A 16,663-nucleotide genomic window follows, 5' to 3' on the forward strand; every position below is an offset into this window, starting at 1 on the left:
GGGGCTGTGGATAACTCCGTCACCCACACGGGTGGGTCAGGGCAGCTCTATGCCCGGCTCCTGCCCCAGCAGGGCCGTCGCGCACCCGCAGTCGCGCTCACCCGTGACGGGCAGCGCGGCCACCGCGTCGAAGAGCACCTCGCGCAGCCGCCCGATGTTCTGGCCGAAGACCTCCAGCACCTCGGCGTGCGAGACGCCCTCGCCGCTCTCCGCCCCCGCGTCCAGATCCGTGACCAGGGTCAGCGAGGTGTAGCAGAGCTCCAGCTCCCGGGCGAGCACCGCCTCGGGGTGGCCGGTCATGCCCACCACGGACCAGCCCTGCGCGGCGTGCCAGCGCGATTCGGCGCGGGTGGAGAAGCGCGGGCCCTCGATCACGCACAGCGTGCCGCTGTCCACCGGCTCCCAGCCCCGCCCGCGGGCGGCGGCCAGCGCCACCCGGCGCCCGGTGGCGCAGTACGGGTCGGAGAACGTCAAGTGCACCACGTTCGGCACCTGGCCGTCCTCGCGCTGTTCGCCGTCGTAGTACGTCTGCGCGCGGCCCTTGGTGCGGTCCACCAGTTGGTCGGGCACCAGCAGCGTGCCGGGCCCGTACTCGGGGCGCAGTCCGCCCACCGCGCACGGGCCGAGTACCTGGCGCACCCCGAGGGAGCGCAGCGCCCACAGGTTCGCCCGGTAGTTGATCCGGTGCGGTGGCAGTCCGTGCTTGCGGCCGTGCCGCGGGAGGAACGCCACCCGGCGGCCGGCGATCTCGCCGAGGAAGAGGGAGTCGCTGGGCGCCCCGTACGGCGTCTCGACCGTGACTTCGGTCACATCGTCCAGGAAGGAGTAGAAACCCGACCCGCCGATGACGCCGATCTCCGCCTCGGCCGCGCTCATGCGGCGGAGGTCGAGCCGGCCGAGGACGAGGCCGAGGACGACGAGGACGCGGCGGGCGCCGGGGTGCCGCCGCCCGACGAGGACCCGGAGGACCCCGCGGAGGAGGCGTCGGAACCCGACTTCTTCTCGGTCTTGGCGCCGCTGTCCGCCTTCTGGGCCGAGGAGGCCGCCGGGCTGCTGCTCGACGAGCTGTTACGGCTGTCGTTGCGGTAGAAGCCGGAGCCCTTGAAGACGATGCCGACCGCCGAGAACACCTTCTTCAGCCGCCCCTGGCAGCTGGGGCACTCGGTGAGCGCGTCATCGGTGAACTTCTGCACCACTTCGAGGCCCTCTTGGCACGCGGTGCACTGATACTGATACGTCGGCACGTGATCCTCCTGGCACTCTTCTCCACCGAGTGCTAACGACGGTCCATCGTGCAACATTCCGGGTACGGAAGTCCACTGCCGACCCCCACCGGTCCCACAACGGCGCTCCTCAGTGCCGGGCGCCGCGCCGTACTCCCGTGCTGCCGCGCCCGCCCAGCCAGCCCACCAGCCGCCCGCCCCGGCTCACCGCGAGCAGCCGCCGTTCCACCTCGTCCCGCACCGGCTCCGTCGCCACCACCAGCAGTTCGTCCCCCTCCCGCAGCACCGCCGACGGGGCCGGTACGAAGCCCGTGCCGCCCCGTACCACCAGCATCACCGCCGCCCCGGCGGGCAGCCGCAGCTCCGCGATCTCCACTCCGGCCATCCGGGACCGCCGCGGCACCGCGCACGTCAGCAGATGCCCGAAGCCGCCGAGACGCTCCAGCGGCGTCGACTCGATGTCCAGTTCCACCCCGGCCCCCGCCTCGCCGCCCAGCCGCAGCCGGCGCGCCAGCGCGGGCAGCGTCGGCCCCTGCGCCAGGGTGAAGACCACCACCAGCACGAACACGATGTGGAAGATCCGGTCGCTGTCCGGCACCCCCGCCACCACCGGGATGATCGCCAGCACGATGGGGACGGCGCCGCGCAGCCCCGCCCACGACAGCAGCGCCTGTTCCCGCCACCGCTGCCCGAAGGGCGTCGTGCACACCGCCACCGACACCGGCCGCGCCACCAGCGTCAGCACCGCCCCGACCAGCACCGCCGGCCAGAAGTCCCGCAGCAGGTCGGACGGCTCCACCAGCAGTCCCAGCAGCACGAACAGGCCGATCTGCGCCAGCCACGCCAGGGCGTCCGCGAACCCGCGCGTCACCGGCCGGTGCGGCAGCCGCGCGTTGCCCAGCACAAGACCCGCGACATAGGTGGCCAGGAAGCCGCTGCCGCCCGCCAGCGCGCCCGCCGCGTACGCCAGCACCGTCAGCGCCACCACCGCGATCGGATAGAGGCCGGAGGCCGGCAGCGCCACCCGCCGCAGCGCCAGCTCACCCAGCCGCCCCACGGCCAGGCCCACGCCGAGGCCGATCGCCAGCTGAAGCGCCATCAGGGGTACCAGGACGTACCAGGCGTGCCCGCCGCCCGCCCAGCCCCCGCTCCAGGGGCCGCCCCCGCCCCCGCCCAGGTCGGAGAAGGCCACCACCAGCAGCACCACCGGCGCGTCGTTGAACCCCGACTCCGCCTCCAGCAGGCCGCTCAGCCGGCGCGGCAGCGGCACCCGGCGCAGGACGGAGAAGACCGCGGCGGCGTCCGTCGAGGACACCACGGCGCCCATCACCAGCGCGGACCGCCACTCCAGGCCCACCAGGTAGTGCGCGCCGGCGGCCGTGATCCCCACGCTCAGCGCGACCCCGGCGGTGGCCAGTACGGCGGCGGCCGGGACCGCGGGGCGGATGTCGCGCCAGCGGGTGGACAGGCCGCCCTCGGCCAGGATCACCACCAGCGCCGCGTACCCGAGCACCTGGGTGGTCTCCGGGTCGTGGAAGTCCAGGCCGAGGCCGTCCTGCCCCAGGACCACGCCGATGGCCAGATACAGCAGCAGGGACGGCAGTCCGCTGCGTGAGGTGAGCCGGACGGCGGCGACGGCGACCAGCAGGACCAGGGCGCACAGCAGCAGGAACTCGTTGAGGCGGTCGACCGTCAGCGTCGCGTCCTCTCGTCCTCGTCGCCCCCGGCCCGGTGCCCGCCCCTGTTCTCGCGGCCGTCGGCGCTTCCCGGGGGCCGCGCGGTTCCCGTGCCCGCCGGAACCCCCGTGACGCGTTGGCCATTGCGCTGATTCGCGCGGATTTCACCCTGCTATGACGCGCGCCCTCGCGGCGGGTGACTCCCCGTAGGCTCACCCCAGTGGCCGTATGTCTATGGTTGCTTCCATCCGCTCACCAGGCCTGTGAAGGACACAGATGCCCGCCAACAAGCCCTCGCGACGCCTCCGCGTGTTCGTGATCGCTGTCGTACTGATCGTCCTCTCCGGATTGGGGTACGGCGCTTTCTGGACCGTGAGCACCGTGCGGGCGTCCTACCCGCAGGTGTCGGGGGAGATAGAAATCGACGGGCTGAACGGCCCGGTCACCGTGCAGCGGGACGGCAACGGCATCCCGCGCCTGTACGCCGACACCGCCGAGGACCTCTTCCGCGCCCAGGGCTATGTGCATGCCCAGGACCGGTTCTGGGAGATGGACGTCCGCCGGCACATGACCTCCGGCCGGCTCTCGGAGATGTTCGGTGAGGGCCAGGTGGAGACGGACGCCTTCCTGCGCACCCTGGGGTGGCGGCAGATCGCGCAGCAGGAGTACGACGAGGAGCTGGCGCCGGAGACCAAGGCGTACCTGGAGGCGTACGCGGAGGGCGTGAACTCGTACCTGGGCGCGCGCAGCGGCGCCGAGCTCTCGGTGGAGTACGCGGCGCTCGGTTTCCTCAACGACTACGCGCCCGAGCCGTGGGACCCGGTCGATTCGGTGGCCTGGCTGAAGGCCATGGCGTGGGACCTGCGCGGCAACATGGAGGACGAGGTCGACCGCTCGCTGCTCGCCGGGCGGCTGAGCCCCGAGCAGATCGAGGAGCTGTACCCCGGCTACCCGTACGACCGCAACAACCCGATCGTCGAGGCGATCGGCGACCAGGGCGACGGCTCGGGGACCGCCGGCGACGGTTCGGCCGACGGTTCGGCCGACGGGTCTTCCGCCGATGACGCGGTGGGCGGGGTGGGGACGCAGCTGGGCGCGCTGGCCGCGACCCTGGACGAGATCCCGGCGCTGCTGGGCCCGGCGGGCCCCGGCATCGGCTCCAACTCGTGGGTGGTCTCCGGTGAGTACACGACGACCGGGCTGCCGCTGCTGGCGAACGACCCGCACCTGGGCCCCTCGCTGCCCTCGGTCTGGTACCAGATGGGCCTGTACTGCAACGAGGTGACGGCGGAATGTCCGTTCGAGGTGTCCGGGTTCTCCTTCTCCGGGATGCCGGGCGTGGTCATCGGCCACAACGAGGACATCGCCTGGGGCTTTACCAACCTCGGCGCGGACGTGACCGATCTGCGGCTGGAAAAGCTCAACGACGGCAACTATCTGCGCGACGGTGAGCAGAAGCCGTACGAGACCCGCACCGAGCTGATCAAGGTGGCGGGCGGTGAGGACCGCGAGATCACCGTGCGGTCCACCGAGAACGGCCCGATCGTCTCCGACCGGCACGACGACTTCGCCGAGACCGGCCAGACCGCGCCGGTGGACGCCGGCGCCCCGGACCGCGGCAACGGCTACGCCGTCTCGCTGAGCTGGACCGCGCTGGAGCCGGCCAACACCATGGACGCCGTCTTCGGCCTCAACACCGCCACCGACTTCGACGCCTTCCGGGCCGCCGCCGCCGACTTCGCCGTCCCGGCCCAGAACATGATCTACGCCGACACCTCCGGCAACATCGGCTACCAGGCGCCCGGCCGGATCCCGGTGCGCGGCGCGGGCGACGGCCGCTACCCGGCGCCCGGCTGGGACTCGGCGTACGACTGGACCGGCTACGTGCCCTTCGAGGAACTGCCCTGGGAGCTGAACCCGGAGCGCGGCTACATCGTCACCGCCAACCAGGCGGTCATCGACCCGGCGTCCTACGAGCACTTCCTCACCGAGGACTGGAGCTACGGCACGCGCAGCCAGCGGATCGAGGATCTGCTGGTGTCGAAGATCGAGGACGGCGGCAAGATCTCGATGGGCGACATGCAGTCCATCCAGATCGACAACAGCAACGAGATGGCCCGCGTCCTGGTGCCGTACCTGCTGGACATCGAGATCTCCGACCCCTACGTCCGCGAGGCGCAGGAACTGCTGGAGGGCTGGGACTACAGCCAGGACTCCGAGTCGGCCGCCGCCGCGTACTACAACGCGGTGTGGGCCAACACGCTCCAGCTCGCCTTCGGCCACAAGCTCCCCAAGGAGCTGCGGGTGGAGGGGCAGTGCCTGCGGGTGCGCCCGGCGGACGACTCGGCGCCGCTGGAGGACGCCAACGGCCAGGCGCTGTTCGACACGGAGTGCGGCGAGCGCTCCCCGGACTCGGCGTGGCCGGACGGCGGGGACCGCTGGTTCGAGGTGGTGCGCGTCCTGATCGAGGAGCCGGACAGCGACTGGTGGACGACCCCGGCCACCCGCACCGAGCCGGCCGCCACCGACCGCGACGAACTGCTGGCGCGGGCGATGCGCGATGCCCGCTGGGAGCTGACCGCGAAGCTGGGCAAGGACATCGACACCTGGAGCTGGGGCCGGCTGCACCAGCTGACCCTCACCAACCAGACCCTCGGTGAGGAGGGCCCGGGCCCGCTGCGCTGGATGCTGAATCGCGGCCCGTGGAACCTGTCGGGCGGCGCGGACGCCGTCAACGCCACCGCGTGGAACGCGGCGGGCGGCTACGAGACGACGTGGGTGCCCTCCATGCGGATGATCGTGTCGCTGGCCGACTTCGACGAGTCGCTGTGGATCAACCTGTCGGGCGCCTCGGGGCACGCGTACCACGAGCACTACACCGACCAGACGGGAATGTGGGCGCGCGGCGAGTTCCTGCCCTGGCCCTCCACCGCCGAGGCGGTCGCGGAACGCACCCGGGACACCCTCACGCTGACCCCGGGCGGCGCCCGCGAGGACACGGACGAGGACGCCGGGGACGAGTAACGGCGCAAGCGGACGGGGCGGGGCCGGTACGTCGTACGTACCGGCCCCGCCCCGTTGTCGTTCCGGCCCGCGGCCCGGCCCGCTCCGCCCCGCTCAGCGCGGGAAGCGGTGCACGCCCTCGGGGGTGACCGCCACCCGTACCGGACGGTCGTGCGGCTCCACCGGCAGCCGCCCGACCACCTCGTGCCCGTACAGCAGCACCACCGGCGCCGGATCCGCCCCGGCCGCCGCCAGCCGGGCCAGCACCCGGTCGTAGCTGCCGCCGCCGCGCCCCATCCGCACCCCGTGCGCGTCCACCGCGAGCCCCGGCAGCAGCACCACGTCCGCGTCCAGCACCGCCTCGCGGCCCAGCCGCTCCCCGCCCGGCTCCCGCAGCCGCATCCGGCCGCCGCGCTCCGTCTCCACCAGCGCGCCGGGCCCCTCGTACACGCCCCAGTCCAGGTCGTCGTCCGCCAGCAGCACCGGCAGCAGCACCCGCACGCCACGCTCGCGCAGCGCGTCCAGCAGCACGCCGGTGCCCGGCTCGTGGCCCACCGACACATACGCGGCGACCGTGCGCGCCGAAGCCAGCTCCGGCAGGCCCAGGGCGCGGTCGGCCAGCGCCACGGCGGCCTGCGCGACCTCCTCGTCGCTCAGCGCGGCCCGTACCGCCAGCAGATCGCGGCGCACCGCCCGCTTGCCGTCGGCCGTGGCCCCTGCGACATGATCCATTTCGTCATCCTCGCGTAAAGGGTCCAAGCACACTAGCTGGATAAAGTGACGGGCATGACATCACCTCGCCCCCGGATCAGCAAGGCTGTCATCGCTGCCGCCGGGCTCGGGACCCGGTTCCTCCCCGCCACCAAGGCCACCCCCAAGGAAATGCTGCCGGTGGTCGACCAGCCGGCCATCCAGTACGTGGTGGAGGAAGCCACCAGCGCGGGCCTCACCGACGTGCTGATGATCACCGGGCGCAACAAACGTCCCCTGGAAGACCACTTCGACCGCAACTACGAGCTGGAGGACGCGCTGCGCCGCAAGGGCGACCTCGACCGGCTCTCCCGGGTCCAGGAGTCCACCGCCCTGGCCACCATGCACTACGTCCGCCAGGGCGACCCCAAGGGCCTGGGGCACGCCGTACTGTGCGCCGCCCCGCACGTCGGCGACCAGCCCTTCGCCGTCCTGCTGGGCGACGACCTCATCGACCCGCGCGACCCGCTGCTCACCCGGATGACCGCCGTCCAGGAGGAGCGCGGCGGCTCCGTCATCGCGCTGATGGAGGTCGACCCCTCCCAGATCCACCTCTACGGCTGCGCCGCCGTCGAATCCACCGGGCAGGACGGCGTGCACCGCGTCACCGACCTGGTGGAAAAGCCCGACCGGGCCGACGCCCCCAGCAACCTCGCCGTCATCGGCCGCTACGTCCTGGACCCCGGCGTCTTCGAGGTGCTGCGCGAGACCCCGCCGGGCCGCGGCGGCGAGATCCAGCTGACCGACGCCCTCCAGACGATGGCCACCTCCGACGTGAGCGGCGGCCCGGTGTACGGGGTGGTGTTCAAGGGCCGCCGCTACGACACGGGCGACCGCGCCGACTATCTGCGCACCATCGTCCGGCTGGCGTGCGAACGTGAGGACCTCGGGCCCGAGTTCCGGGCCTGGCTGAAGACCTATGTCAACGAGGAGATGCGGGCACTTGAGTGACCTGTGGTCGGTCGATGACCACCTTGCCGACATCCTGCGCGCGATCCGCCCGCTGGACCCGATCGCCCTCCCGCTGCTGGAGGCCGACGGCTGCGTCCTGACCGAGGACGTGACCGTACCCACCGCGCTCCCGCCCTTCGACAACAGCTCCATGGACGGGTACGCGGTGCGCTGCGCCGATGTCGCCGCCGCGACGGCGGAGCGGCCGGTGGCGCTCACCGTGACCGGCGACATCGCGGCCGGCAGCGGCGAACTGCCCACGCTCCGGCCCGGGCAGGCGCTGCGCATCATGACCGGCGCGCCGCTGCCGCCCGGCGCCGAGGCCGTGGTGCCGGTGGAGTGGACGGACGGCGGCCTCGGCGGCGGCCCCGTCAGCGCGATGCCCGCCGGGCGGGTACGCGGCGGGGAGAGAGTCCGCGTGCACCGCCCCGCCGAACGCGGCGCGCACATCAGGGAGCGCGGCTCGGACGCCGCCGCCGGGGCGCTGGCGCTGCCCGCCGGCACCGTGCTCGGGCCGCCGCAACTGGGCCTGCTGGCCGCGGTCGGCCGGGCCTCCGTGGAGGTACGGCCGCGCCCGCGCGTCGTGGTGCTGTCCACGGGGAGCGAACTCGTCCCGCCCGGCACCGCCCTGCGCCCCGGACAGATCCACGACTCCAACAGCTTCACGCTGACCGCCGCCGCGCGGGCCGCCGGGGCCGCCGCGTACCGGGCCGCCACCGTCGCGGACGACCCCGAGCGGCTGCGCGCCGCCCTGGAGGACCAGCTCTCGCGCGCCGACCTCGTCATCACCAGCGGCGGGGTGAGCGTGGGCGCCTACGACGTGGTGAAGGAAGCGCTGCGCGGCAGCGTGGAGTTCCGGCGGCTGGCCATGCAGCCGGGCAAGCCGCAGGGCTTCGGCCTGGTGGGCAAGCAGCGCATCCCGCTGCTGGCACTGCCGGGCAACCCGGTCAGCTCGTACGTGTCCTTCGAACTGTTCGTGCGCCCCGCGCTGCGCGCCCTGGCCGGACACCCGCAGGTCGAGCGGGCCCGGGTACGGGCCCGCCTGGAGTGCGAGGAGCCGCTGGTCTCCCCGGCCGGGCGCCGCCAGTACCTGCGCGGCAGCTACACGCCGCCCGCACCCGGCGAACGCCTGGGCACCGTCCGGCCGGTGGGCGGCACGTCCTCGCACCTGCTGGCGGCGCTGGCCCGCGCGGACGCGCTGATCGAGATCCCGGAGGCGGCCACCGGCGCCGCCTCGGGGGCGGAGCTGACGGTGGTGCCGCTGGGCGGTGGGGCGCAGGAGTACGGTAGCTCCTCATGAGCAGCCCTCACCTGACCCATCTGGACGCCTCGGGCGCGGCCCGGATGGTGGACGTCTCGGCCAAGGACATCACCGTACGGACGGCGCGGGCCGTCGGACGGGTACGGGTGGCGCCCGCGGTGGTGGAGCTGCTGCGCGGCGCGGGGGTGCCTAAGGGCGACGCGCTGGCGGTGGCCCGCGTCGCGGGCATCATGGGCGCCAAGCGCACCCCCGAACTCATCCCGCTGTGCCACCCGCTGGCCCTGTCCGGCGTGGAGCTGGAGCTGACGGTGGCCGACGACGCGGTGGAGATCGCGGCGACGGTGCGCACCACGGACCGTACGGGGGTGGAGATGGAGGCGCTGACGGCGGTGTCCGTGGCGGCGCTGACCGTGGTCGACATGGTCAAGGCCGTGGACCCGGGCGCCGTCATCGACGGGGTACGGGTCGAGGAGAAGACCGGCGGCAAGTCCGGGCGCTGGAGCCGCGCCGAATGAGCGGCGGGCAGGGGGAACTGGGGTACCGGGCGCTGGCGGTGACCGCGTCCAACCGGGCCTCGGCCGGGATCTACCCGGACCGGGGCGGGCCGCTGCTGGTGGCGGCGCTGCGCGAGTGGGGTTTCACGACCGAGGGCCCGCAGGTGGTGCCGGACGGCGAGCCGGTGGCGGCGGCGCTGCGGGCGGCGGTGGCGGCCGGGTACGACGTGGTGCTGACCACAGGCGGCACCGGGCTGACGCCGGGGGACCGTACCCCCGAGGCCACCCGTTCGGTGATCGACTTCGAGGTGCCGGGCATCGCGGAGGCGATCCGGGCGGCGGGGCTGGCGAAGGTACCCACGGCGGCGCTGTCGCGCGGTGTCGCCGGGGTGGCGGGCCGGACGCTGATCGTCAATCTGCCGGGCTCGACCGGCGGGGTACGGGACGGTCTTGCGGTGCTGGCGCCGCTGGCCCGGCACGCGGTGGACCAACTGCGCGGCGGCGATCACCAGCCGTGAGCATTCCCTGGCCCGTGGAACTGCGGGACGGCGAGGTGGGGCTGCGGCCCATCCGCCAGCGTGATCAGCGGAGCTGGCGCGAGGTCAACCAGCGCAACCGGGAGTGGCTGCGGCCGTGGGAGGCGACGATCCCGCCCCCGCCGCCGGGCCACCTGCCCGGGCACCGGCCGACGTACCGGCAGATGGTCCGGCATCTGCGGGCCGAGGCGCACGCGGGGCGGATGCTGCCCTTCGTGGTGCTCTACCAGGGGCGCTTGGCCGGGCAGTTGACGGTGGCGGGGATCACCTGGGGGTCGATGTGCTCGGCGCACCTCGGGTACTGGATCGACCAGGACGTGGCCGGGCGCGGCGTGATGCCGGCGGCGGTGGCGATGGCCACGGATCACTGTTTCCGGTCGGTGGGGCTGCACCGGGTGGAGATCTGCATCCGGCCGGAGAACATGCCCTCGCGGCGGGTGGTGGAGAAGCTGGGGTTCCGCGAGGAGGGGATGCGGCCGCGCTATCTCCACATCGACGGAGCGTGGCGGGATCATCTGATTTTCGCGTTGACGGCGGACGAGGTGCCGGAAGGGCTGGTCGAGCGCTGGCACCGGCGGAACAGCCATCGACAAACGAACAATTAGAACGTGTATTCGGATAAGCCTTAACTCATCCATAAAATCCGAAGAAATGCCCGGTATGAGCCCCAGATCGTGCGACACACCGCGCTATTTGGCAGATGGACTCATGCAAACCCCTCTACCGTGTGAGCGTGAGCAGCAGTGGCCTCATCTTCGCAATGATCGTCGGGGCCTGGGCCGCGTACCTCGTGCCCATGTGGCTCCGCAGACAGGACGAGCTGAACGAGGCCCGTCCCACGGAACGCTTCAGCACCGCGATCCGGCTGCTGTCCGGCCGCGCGGCACTGGAGCGGCGCGCCGCCCGGCGTGCTGCGGAGGGGGACGCGACGCCAGGGGACCGCGACGCCGACGTGCGCGCGTACGCCGAACCGGTGACCGCGCTCGCCGCTCCGGAGCCCGCTCCGGCCCTGGAGCAGGTGCTCGAACCGGAGGCCGAACCCGAACCGGAACCCGTGACCGCCGCCCGCGCGAAGGTATTGGCCCGCCGGCGGCGTACCACGATGGTGTTGTTCGTGGCCTTCGCCGGGAGCGGCATCTTCGCGCTGAGCGCCGGGGGCGGCTCCCTGTGGATCCCGGCGATCCCGGGGGTGCTGCTGAGCGTGTACATCATCAACGTGCGGGCGCAGGAGCGCCGCCGGTACGCGGTCGCCATGGACCGCCGCCGTGCCGAGGACGCCGCCAGACGGCTGCGCGAACGTACCCAGGCGAGCGCGGTGGCCCGCCCCGAGCAGCCCTCGCGGGCCGTGGTGGAGCAGACCGACCACGCCGAATGGGTGGACCAGCAGCGCCGCAGGGGCCCGGCTCCCGAGGACGAGCCGACCGGCTGGGAGCCGGCCCCGGTGCCGCTGCCCACGTACGTCAGCGCCCCCGTCGCCCCGCGCACCACGCGCGGCGTCGACCTGGACGCCCCCGGCACCTGGAGCGCGGCCCGCTCCACGCCCGCCCAGCAGCCCCCGCAGCAGGGCCAGCAGCCCGCCGTCCCCGGGGCCGCGGGCGGCCAGCCGGGGCCGCAGCGCACCCCGCTGTTCGACCAGTTCGAGGAGGACGACCACCCCCGGGCGGCCGGCGAATGACCACGGATTTCGGGCCGCCCGGGGACGGGTGCTAGAGTTTCTCTCGTTGCAAGGGCCTGTAGCGCAGCCTGGTAGCGCATCTCGTTCGCAACGAGGGGGTCAGGGGTTCAAATCCCCTCAGGTCCACAACAAGGGCCGTTCACGAATCCAGGTGTGAGCGGTTGACGAGATCCCGTCCGGTCGATTCGATCGGGCGGGATCTTGGCGTTTCCGGGGCTTGTTCGAGGCGGTGTCCGAACGGGATCGGGTCCTGAGCGCGGTCACCTGGCGGACGTTGGCCCGGGACGGAGGTGGTCCGGATGTGGAGGGCGTGGCGGGGCCGCCGCTGGGCATGCGGGATGTCGCTGGCTGGTGCCGGGTCCTCAAGCGTTCGTGCTGGTTCTTGTTGGTCTGGGTGGGGGAAGCCCGTTGGTGATCAAGAGCTCCGGGGTGTGTCCGGTGGGTTCGGTGGGTTCACCCGGTTCGGTGGCGGTCGTCTGGTGGGTTGTGTTCTGCCAGGCGGACAGGCTGTTCAGGTTGATCACGCAGATCATCAGGGCGATGAGAATGGTCTGCGCGACGCGGCCGTGGGCGAGCCGTTTCCGGGGGTCGGCGATGTCGATGTCGTGGCCCTTGGCCCGGCCGTTGAGGCCTTCGGTGTTCGCTCTGATGGGGCGGTAGGCGTCTTGCCAGGCGGGGTGAAGGTAGTGCCGGTCCTGGCGGTATTTGTCGAGCTTGCCCAGGTCGCCGGGGTGGATGGTCATCGTAGGTTGCCAGCAGATCCTGGGCAGTTCTTCCATGGGCGGGGGTTGCAGGCGTTCGCCCTGGGGGGTGGGAACGGTGGGTTTGGCCGCTGTGTGGGCGGCGGTGGCTCGTGGGCTGGTGAGGTCCACGACGGCGGGCCGGGATGCGGCGATGTGGTGGACCTGGTTGAAGCGGGGGCATGCCACCGAGGGCGAGGGGCCGGCAGCGGGGCATTGCAGCCGGATCGCGCCGTGCGCGTCGGGGGACTGCTTGAGCTTGAGGAAGTAGGGCTCACGGGCGCTGATGCGCTCAGCGAGTTGTGCGTCGCGGGGCGATGCCGCGTGCGGCCTTGTCATCCAGGCCGGTGGTCGCGCGGGCCAGCGCGGTGGGCATGTGGGGGCAGGCCAGGGCGCCGTCGATGAGGAGAGCGCCGTGGTGGGTGCCCTGGACGCCGCGGTGTTCCTTCTTGTAGTCGAGGACGAGCTGGTATCCCAGGTGGCGAGCGGGTTTGGCGAAGTGGTCGGTGGTCTGGTCGGTGTAGGCGCGGTCGGCGGCCAGCAGCCCGGCCGGGAAGCCGAACGGAACCAGCTGGTTGAGGGCGTGGATGGCGTTCGGCCCGATACGTTTGCCGGGGGCATCCAGCACGAGGCCAAGCGCAAGCTGGGGGTGAGCGCTCACCCGCCGCCCCGCCTTCGGATGGCTGTGGGGGTGCCGGCGGGAGGCGGCAACCAGCAGGGTGGCGGAGTGCCCGAAGACGCCCTCCTTGGAACCGCCGCTGAAGTGCCAGCCCGCAGTGGACTCGAGCGAGCCGGTGCCCCGGTGGTCACTGGGCGGCTGGTGCCAGGAGGGAATAGCGGTGGTGTCGACGCCGATGTCGCCGCACCAGCCCTTGAAATGGCCTCGGCGGTGGGCGAGCCGGACAGTGACCAGCACCAAGCGGTCGCTGATCTCCTGAATCAGCTTCCGGCGCCGGACGCGCTCAACGTCTGTGTCTTCCCAGGCGGCGGCAACAAGCGCGGCCTCCGCAAGGGGCAGGCGGCGGCGCCGGTCGCAGCGGTACGGGTCGAGCGCGCTTGTCAGCCGGTCGAAGGCCCGGTAGACGCGGCGGGAGAACGCGATCCTGGCATGGACATCGCGGTGGTGGATGTCCGGGATGCCGAGCCAGGCTCGGGCGGGTGGTCGCAGTTCGTCGAGCAGGACCCGGCAGGTTGGCCAGGGACGCACTGCGGTGGTAGTGGAGGGACAGCAGCAGACCCACCAGAACCGTCCGGACCGGCAGCCCGCCCGGCCCGGGACGCCCCGCCAGTTCGGCGTCGATCAGGTCCAGCGCACCCGAGGAATACAGCAGCGCGTCCAGTTGGCCGACCTTCGAGTCCGGGATCTGAGCCGGAGCCTCGCCGACGGGCCTGGGCCGGCACTGCTTGATCTTCCCCGGGTTCCGCCATGCCCGGGGAACGGTCAACTCCCGTGCCCTCGCAGCAGCTTCACAGCTGTGGGCGTGTCCAGGGCGGGAACATGATGCTGAAAGCGGGCCAAAGAAGCGGCCGAGGCCAGGCCTGCGGTCTTTGCGATCAGGTCGTGGTCAATGCGCGCGGCCATCAGTTCGACGATCCACGTCGCCCGCAGCCGGCCCACCGCAAGCGCTGGCAGACCGTCGGGCGGGCGGTGATGCAGAGGCCAGGAGCTCACCAGATTCTTGGCGTATTCCACGGATCGGCGGGGCCGGAAAAGGTATCCAGCACCTGCGGCCTTCGCCAGATCCCCGAGCACGGACTCCCACCCTGCGCGGGCCGCGAGCGGGACGACACGGTCAACTCCGGTGTGCAGCACCGGACCTCCCCGCCGCAGGAGCCTCAGATGATGACCGCGACTGGCAGCCACCTCCTTCGGCGTCAACCCGAAGCCAGCCCCCAGACCAAGGAGAGCGAGAGCGTCGTTCCGCTGCTGACGGGGCAGATGCTCGGCCGAGTGCCGCAACCCGGCCAACTCGCCTTTCGTATAGGGCTGCTGAGGCATCGGATCAGCGTGCAGCCGGACCGGTGCGGCTTCCCCTCGCTCGCTCCAGGTCAGCGCGTCCCGCACCCGCAAAAGCCACGTCCGGTAGGTCTGCACCGACGTCGCCCGGATCTCCCCGGCACGCGAGAGGACGAACGCGTCGATGGTCTCATTCCGCAGCCAGACCTCCGGCTCCCGCTCCATGCCCATGCGTTCGGCCCACATCGCCAACGCCCCGGTGACGTGCAGCAACCGTCCCACGTCATAGGGCACCGCCGTCACGGTGGCGGCGACCACCGACCGCACCAGGGGCGCCACATCCGCCCAGAGGGCCGGTGCCTTCCTGGGCCGGTAACGGGTGATCTTCACAGAGGTGACCGGATTAAGAACCACGGTCCATCCATACCGGCTGGACAAGCAGCCATTCCTGGACAGGATCACTTCAACCGTTAGGACGGTGCGCACATGGTCGGCGGACACGCCCGCGCACGCTCCCCCAGACAGATGACCCGAGATCCGGAAGCCTGGCCCCACTCGCCCAGCGCCGACCCCGCCGCCGAAGCCGTCCGCTCCATCGCCCACACCCTCACCGCCGCCATGACCGAAGGCAGCTGGAGCCTGCGCCGGGTGGCGGCCGGCTCTGGCGTCAACCGGCAGGCCATCGCGGACCTCCTCGCCGGACGGTCCTGGCCCGACATTGCGACCGTCGCCCGCCTCACCGCCTTCACCGGAACACCGCTGTGGCCGACCGGGCCCGGAACTGACCGGAAAAGGGAACACTGAGCCTCGATTTCCGCCCGGAATCACATGACTTATGGCCGGGCACGACAAATTCGCGGCTCCACCCACCGAGCGGAGAAGACCTCTACTCAGCGGAGCGGAGCCAACTTCACATGGGTGCTCACGCAACCCGGCACCGCCGAGCTCGACTCTCGGCGGTACCAGTCGTTGCCGCCGGCAGCTCTCAGCTGCCGGCGGCACGTCTTCTCACCTCACCCGGGTGTCTCCTTCAGACGACCCGGACGCCGGGGCGATGGCGAACCACGCCGTGCGCTCCTCGATGAGCCGGCCCTCCTTCACCAGCTTCTTCAGCCTGGATCGAGTGGTCTCCACCCGCGTCGCCAGCGAAATGTCCTCACCAATCGCGGCAGCGATGTCCCGCACCCTCATCGCCCGACCCGCCCCCGCGAGCAGCACCAGAATCCGCTCCCTGCCCTCCTCCAGCCCGACAGGAGGCGGGGGCTCTTCCTCTACGGAACCGTCAACGCCGGCACTTTCCCCCGATGGGGAATGTTCAGGCTCAACCTCAACCGTCGGGGATCCCATTCCGTAGGCCGGAGCCGCATCCAGTGACAGCAGAACATCGCGAGCGACACTCAGCTGGCCCAAATCACTCTCCACCGCCGTCACCTTTTCGAGCAGGGCATCCAACTCCCCTCGCCGGACGGCTACCTTCAGGTCCAAACGTCTCAGAAGCGACTCAACAGCGGCATCAGATTCCATCCGCACCTCCCGGTTCGTAGGCACCTCTGGGCCAATGAACCACACCACCGTAGGGCAAGCTGCCAAAAGGACCCAGAAGTCGACCGACAATGCTCCAAAGCGACAACTGTCTTCCCCTATAGGACCATTGCTATGCCAAAGCTGACACTCTGCGCCAAGCCTGCGCCCAGCGGAGTCGGCATGTAATTCTCTTGGGGAGGTGCAATCCGGTAAGGAGTCCACCCCTTCTTTGGCGAACCTCGCCGCATGAAGAAATGATGATCGGCCTCAGTCTTCGGGCAACGCACGGGCGTTCGCAGGGATATCTTCCTAGTTATGACAGACCCGGCGAATCTCATTCCGACCCAGATGGTTCGACAGCTCGCGGAGGTGGCTCGGTCGGCGTCGAGTCCGATCACAGTGGTCAAACACGGGCGGCGCGAGGACCGCGCTGCCGCCTACGACCGGTTCATCCTGGCCTGCACTCGCGCTGTGCGCGAACGGCACCAGCACGACGGCATGGCTGAGGTGTGGTCCACATGGCAGTCCATCTATCTACGAGCCGACACGGCGGTCTGCAAGGCCGCCACCGCCTTGGTGGAGCGGGTGGAGATGGTGGCCGACCCCGGAGCTCGCGGCGACTTTGAGCGATTCAAGGACGAGGGCGAGGAGCGCATTGAGGATCAGGAACTGACGTTCTTTTACGGGCGTGACCTATCCCAGGACGAGGAGGTGCTGTTTATGCAGATGATGACCCCCTTCGTTCAAGCGGCCCGGCTCGATCTGGCGCGTCGTTGGTGGCACGGAGTCCTACCAGGGCCTGTACGGCGTTGGTATCTCACCAAGATGGTGGGATAGATGACGGCATCGTTGGGAGCCACCGTTGGCGGACGG

17 protein-coding genes and 1 tRNA gene are annotated in these 16,663 nt (G+C 71.4%); 10 read left to right on the forward strand and 8 right to left on the reverse strand.

Annotated elements, in window-relative coordinates; all coding sequences use genetic code 11:
• Positions 1 to 36: 36 nt before the first annotated feature.
• The 3 genes from H7827_RS18385 to H7827_RS18395 all read right to left on the reverse strand — a co-directional run bounded on the left by H7827_RS18385 (position 37) and on the right by H7827_RS18395 (position 2,919).
• Positions 37 to 876 (reverse strand): S-methyl-5'-thioadenosine phosphorylase, encoded by an 840-nt coding sequence (locus H7827_RS18385; protein ID WP_030736103.1) that lies wholly within the window; start codon positions 874 to 876, stop codon positions 37 to 39.
• Positions 873 to 1,244 carry an FmdB family zinc ribbon protein gene (locus tag H7827_RS18390; protein ID WP_432746589.1) on the reverse strand — a complete coding sequence of 124 codons (372 nt, stop codon included), beginning with the start codon at positions 1,242 to 1,244 and terminating at the stop codon, positions 873 to 875. Before H7827_RS18390 ends, H7827_RS18385 begins: the two co-directional genes overlap by 4 nt.
• 109 nt (positions 1,245 to 1,353) lie before the next feature.
• Positions 1,354 to 2,919 (reverse strand): potassium/proton antiporter, encoded by a 1,566-nt coding sequence (locus H7827_RS18395; protein WP_432747999.1) that lies wholly within the window; start codon positions 2,917 to 2,919, stop codon positions 1,354 to 1,356.
• Between the two features lie 256 nt (positions 2,920 to 3,175).
• Between H7827_RS18395 and H7827_RS18400 the strand changes: the two genes are divergently transcribed.
• Positions 3,176 to 5,923, forward strand: a complete 2,748-nt coding sequence (locus tag H7827_RS18400) for a penicillin acylase family protein (RefSeq protein ID WP_432746591.1) — start codon at positions 3,176 to 3,178, stop codon at positions 5,921 to 5,923.
• Between the two features lie 93 nt (positions 5,924 to 6,016).
• On the opposite strand, the gene H7827_RS18405 is transcribed toward H7827_RS18400, so the two are convergent.
• Positions 6,017 to 6,634: a 5-formyltetrahydrofolate cyclo-ligase gene (locus H7827_RS18405; RefSeq protein ID WP_386533705.1), complete on the reverse strand. Its 618-nt coding sequence runs from the start codon at positions 6,632 to 6,634 to the stop codon at positions 6,017 to 6,019.
• 54 nt (positions 6,635 to 6,688) lie between these two features.
• On the opposite strand from H7827_RS18405, the gene galU reads away from it, so the two are divergent.
• From galU to H7827_RS18440, 7 genes are all read left to right on the forward strand, one after another.
• Complete coding sequence (galU, locus tag H7827_RS18410; RefSeq protein WP_030736084.1) at positions 6,689 to 7,603, forward strand: UTP--glucose-1-phosphate uridylyltransferase GalU; 915 nt, start codon at positions 6,689 to 6,691, stop codon at positions 7,601 to 7,603.
• The gene (gene glp, locus H7827_RS18415) at positions 7,596 to 8,903 is read left to right on the forward strand and encodes a molybdotransferase-like divisome protein Glp (protein WP_432746592.1); all 1,308 of its coding nucleotides are present in this window, start codon (positions 7,596 to 7,598) and stop codon (positions 8,901 to 8,903) included. Before galU ends, glp begins: the two co-directional genes overlap by 8 nt.
• Positions 8,900 to 9,379, forward strand: coding sequence for a cyclic pyranopterin monophosphate synthase MoaC (moaC, locus tag H7827_RS18420; protein WP_432746593.1), 480 nt, complete (start codon positions 8,900 to 8,902; stop codon positions 9,377 to 9,379). Before glp ends, moaC begins: the two co-directional genes overlap by 4 nt.
• On the forward strand, positions 9,376 to 9,876 hold the full coding sequence (locus H7827_RS18425) for a molybdenum cofactor biosynthesis protein B (RefSeq protein WP_400012176.1): 501 nt from the start codon (positions 9,376 to 9,378) through the stop codon (positions 9,874 to 9,876). Before moaC ends, H7827_RS18425 begins: the two co-directional genes overlap by 4 nt.
• Positions 9,873 to 10,499 carry a GNAT family N-acetyltransferase gene (locus H7827_RS18430; RefSeq protein WP_200366577.1) on the forward strand — a complete coding sequence of 209 codons (627 nt, stop codon included), beginning with the start codon at positions 9,873 to 9,875 and terminating at the stop codon, positions 10,497 to 10,499. The genes H7827_RS18425 and H7827_RS18430 overlap by 4 nt, the downstream gene beginning before the upstream one ends.
• A 128-nt stretch (positions 10,500 to 10,627) precedes the next feature.
• Positions 10,628 to 11,569, forward strand: a complete 942-nt coding sequence (sepX, locus tag H7827_RS18435) for a divisome protein SepX/GlpR (RefSeq protein ID WP_432746594.1) — start codon at positions 10,628 to 10,630, stop codon at positions 11,567 to 11,569.
• Positions 11,570 to 11,621: 52 nt separating this feature from the next.
• Positions 11,622 to 11,695: transfer RNA gene (locus H7827_RS18440), tRNA-Ala, on the forward strand.
• 236 nt (positions 11,696 to 11,931) lie between these two features.
• On the opposite strand, the gene H7827_RS18445 is transcribed toward H7827_RS18440, so the two are convergent.
• From H7827_RS18445 to H7827_RS18455, 3 genes are all read right to left on the reverse strand, one after another.
• On the reverse strand, positions 11,932 to 12,648 hold the full coding sequence (locus H7827_RS18445) for a hypothetical protein (protein WP_432746595.1): 717 nt from the start codon (positions 12,646 to 12,648) through the stop codon (positions 11,932 to 11,934).
• Positions 12,602 to 13,516, reverse strand: coding sequence for a hypothetical protein (locus H7827_RS18450; protein WP_432746596.1), 915 nt, complete (start codon positions 13,514 to 13,516; stop codon positions 12,602 to 12,604). Before H7827_RS18450 ends, H7827_RS18445 begins: the two co-directional genes overlap by 47 nt.
• A gap of 234 nt (positions 13,517 to 13,750) precedes the next feature.
• Positions 13,751 to 14,767, reverse strand: coding sequence for a hypothetical protein (locus tag H7827_RS18455; protein ID WP_432746597.1), 1,017 nt, complete (start codon positions 14,765 to 14,767; stop codon positions 13,751 to 13,753).
• Positions 14,768 to 14,791: 24 nt separating this feature from the next.
• Between H7827_RS18455 and H7827_RS18460 the strand changes: the two genes are divergently transcribed.
• Entirely contained in the window at positions 14,792 to 15,070 is a 279-nt protein-coding gene (locus tag H7827_RS18460) for a helix-turn-helix domain-containing protein (RefSeq protein WP_432746598.1), read from the forward strand.
• 204 nt (positions 15,071 to 15,274) lie between these two features.
• Here the strand turns inward: H7827_RS18460 and H7827_RS18465 are convergent, their stop codons facing one another.
• Positions 15,275 to 15,790, reverse strand: coding sequence for a hypothetical protein (locus tag H7827_RS18465; RefSeq protein ID WP_432746599.1), 516 nt, complete (start codon positions 15,788 to 15,790; stop codon positions 15,275 to 15,277).
• Positions 15,791 to 16,105: 315 nt separating this feature from the next.
• On the opposite strand from H7827_RS18465, the gene H7827_RS18470 reads away from it, so the two are divergent.
• Positions 16,106 to 16,627, forward strand: a complete 522-nt coding sequence (locus H7827_RS18470) for a hypothetical protein (protein ID WP_432746600.1) — start codon at positions 16,106 to 16,108, stop codon at positions 16,625 to 16,627.
• Positions 16,628 to 16,663: the final 36 nt, after the last annotated feature.

This window comes from Streptomyces sp. JH002, from assembly GCF_050916115.1.
Classification (GTDB): Bacteria; Actinomycetota; Actinomycetes; order Streptomycetales; family Streptomycetaceae; genus Streptomyces; species Streptomyces xiamenensis.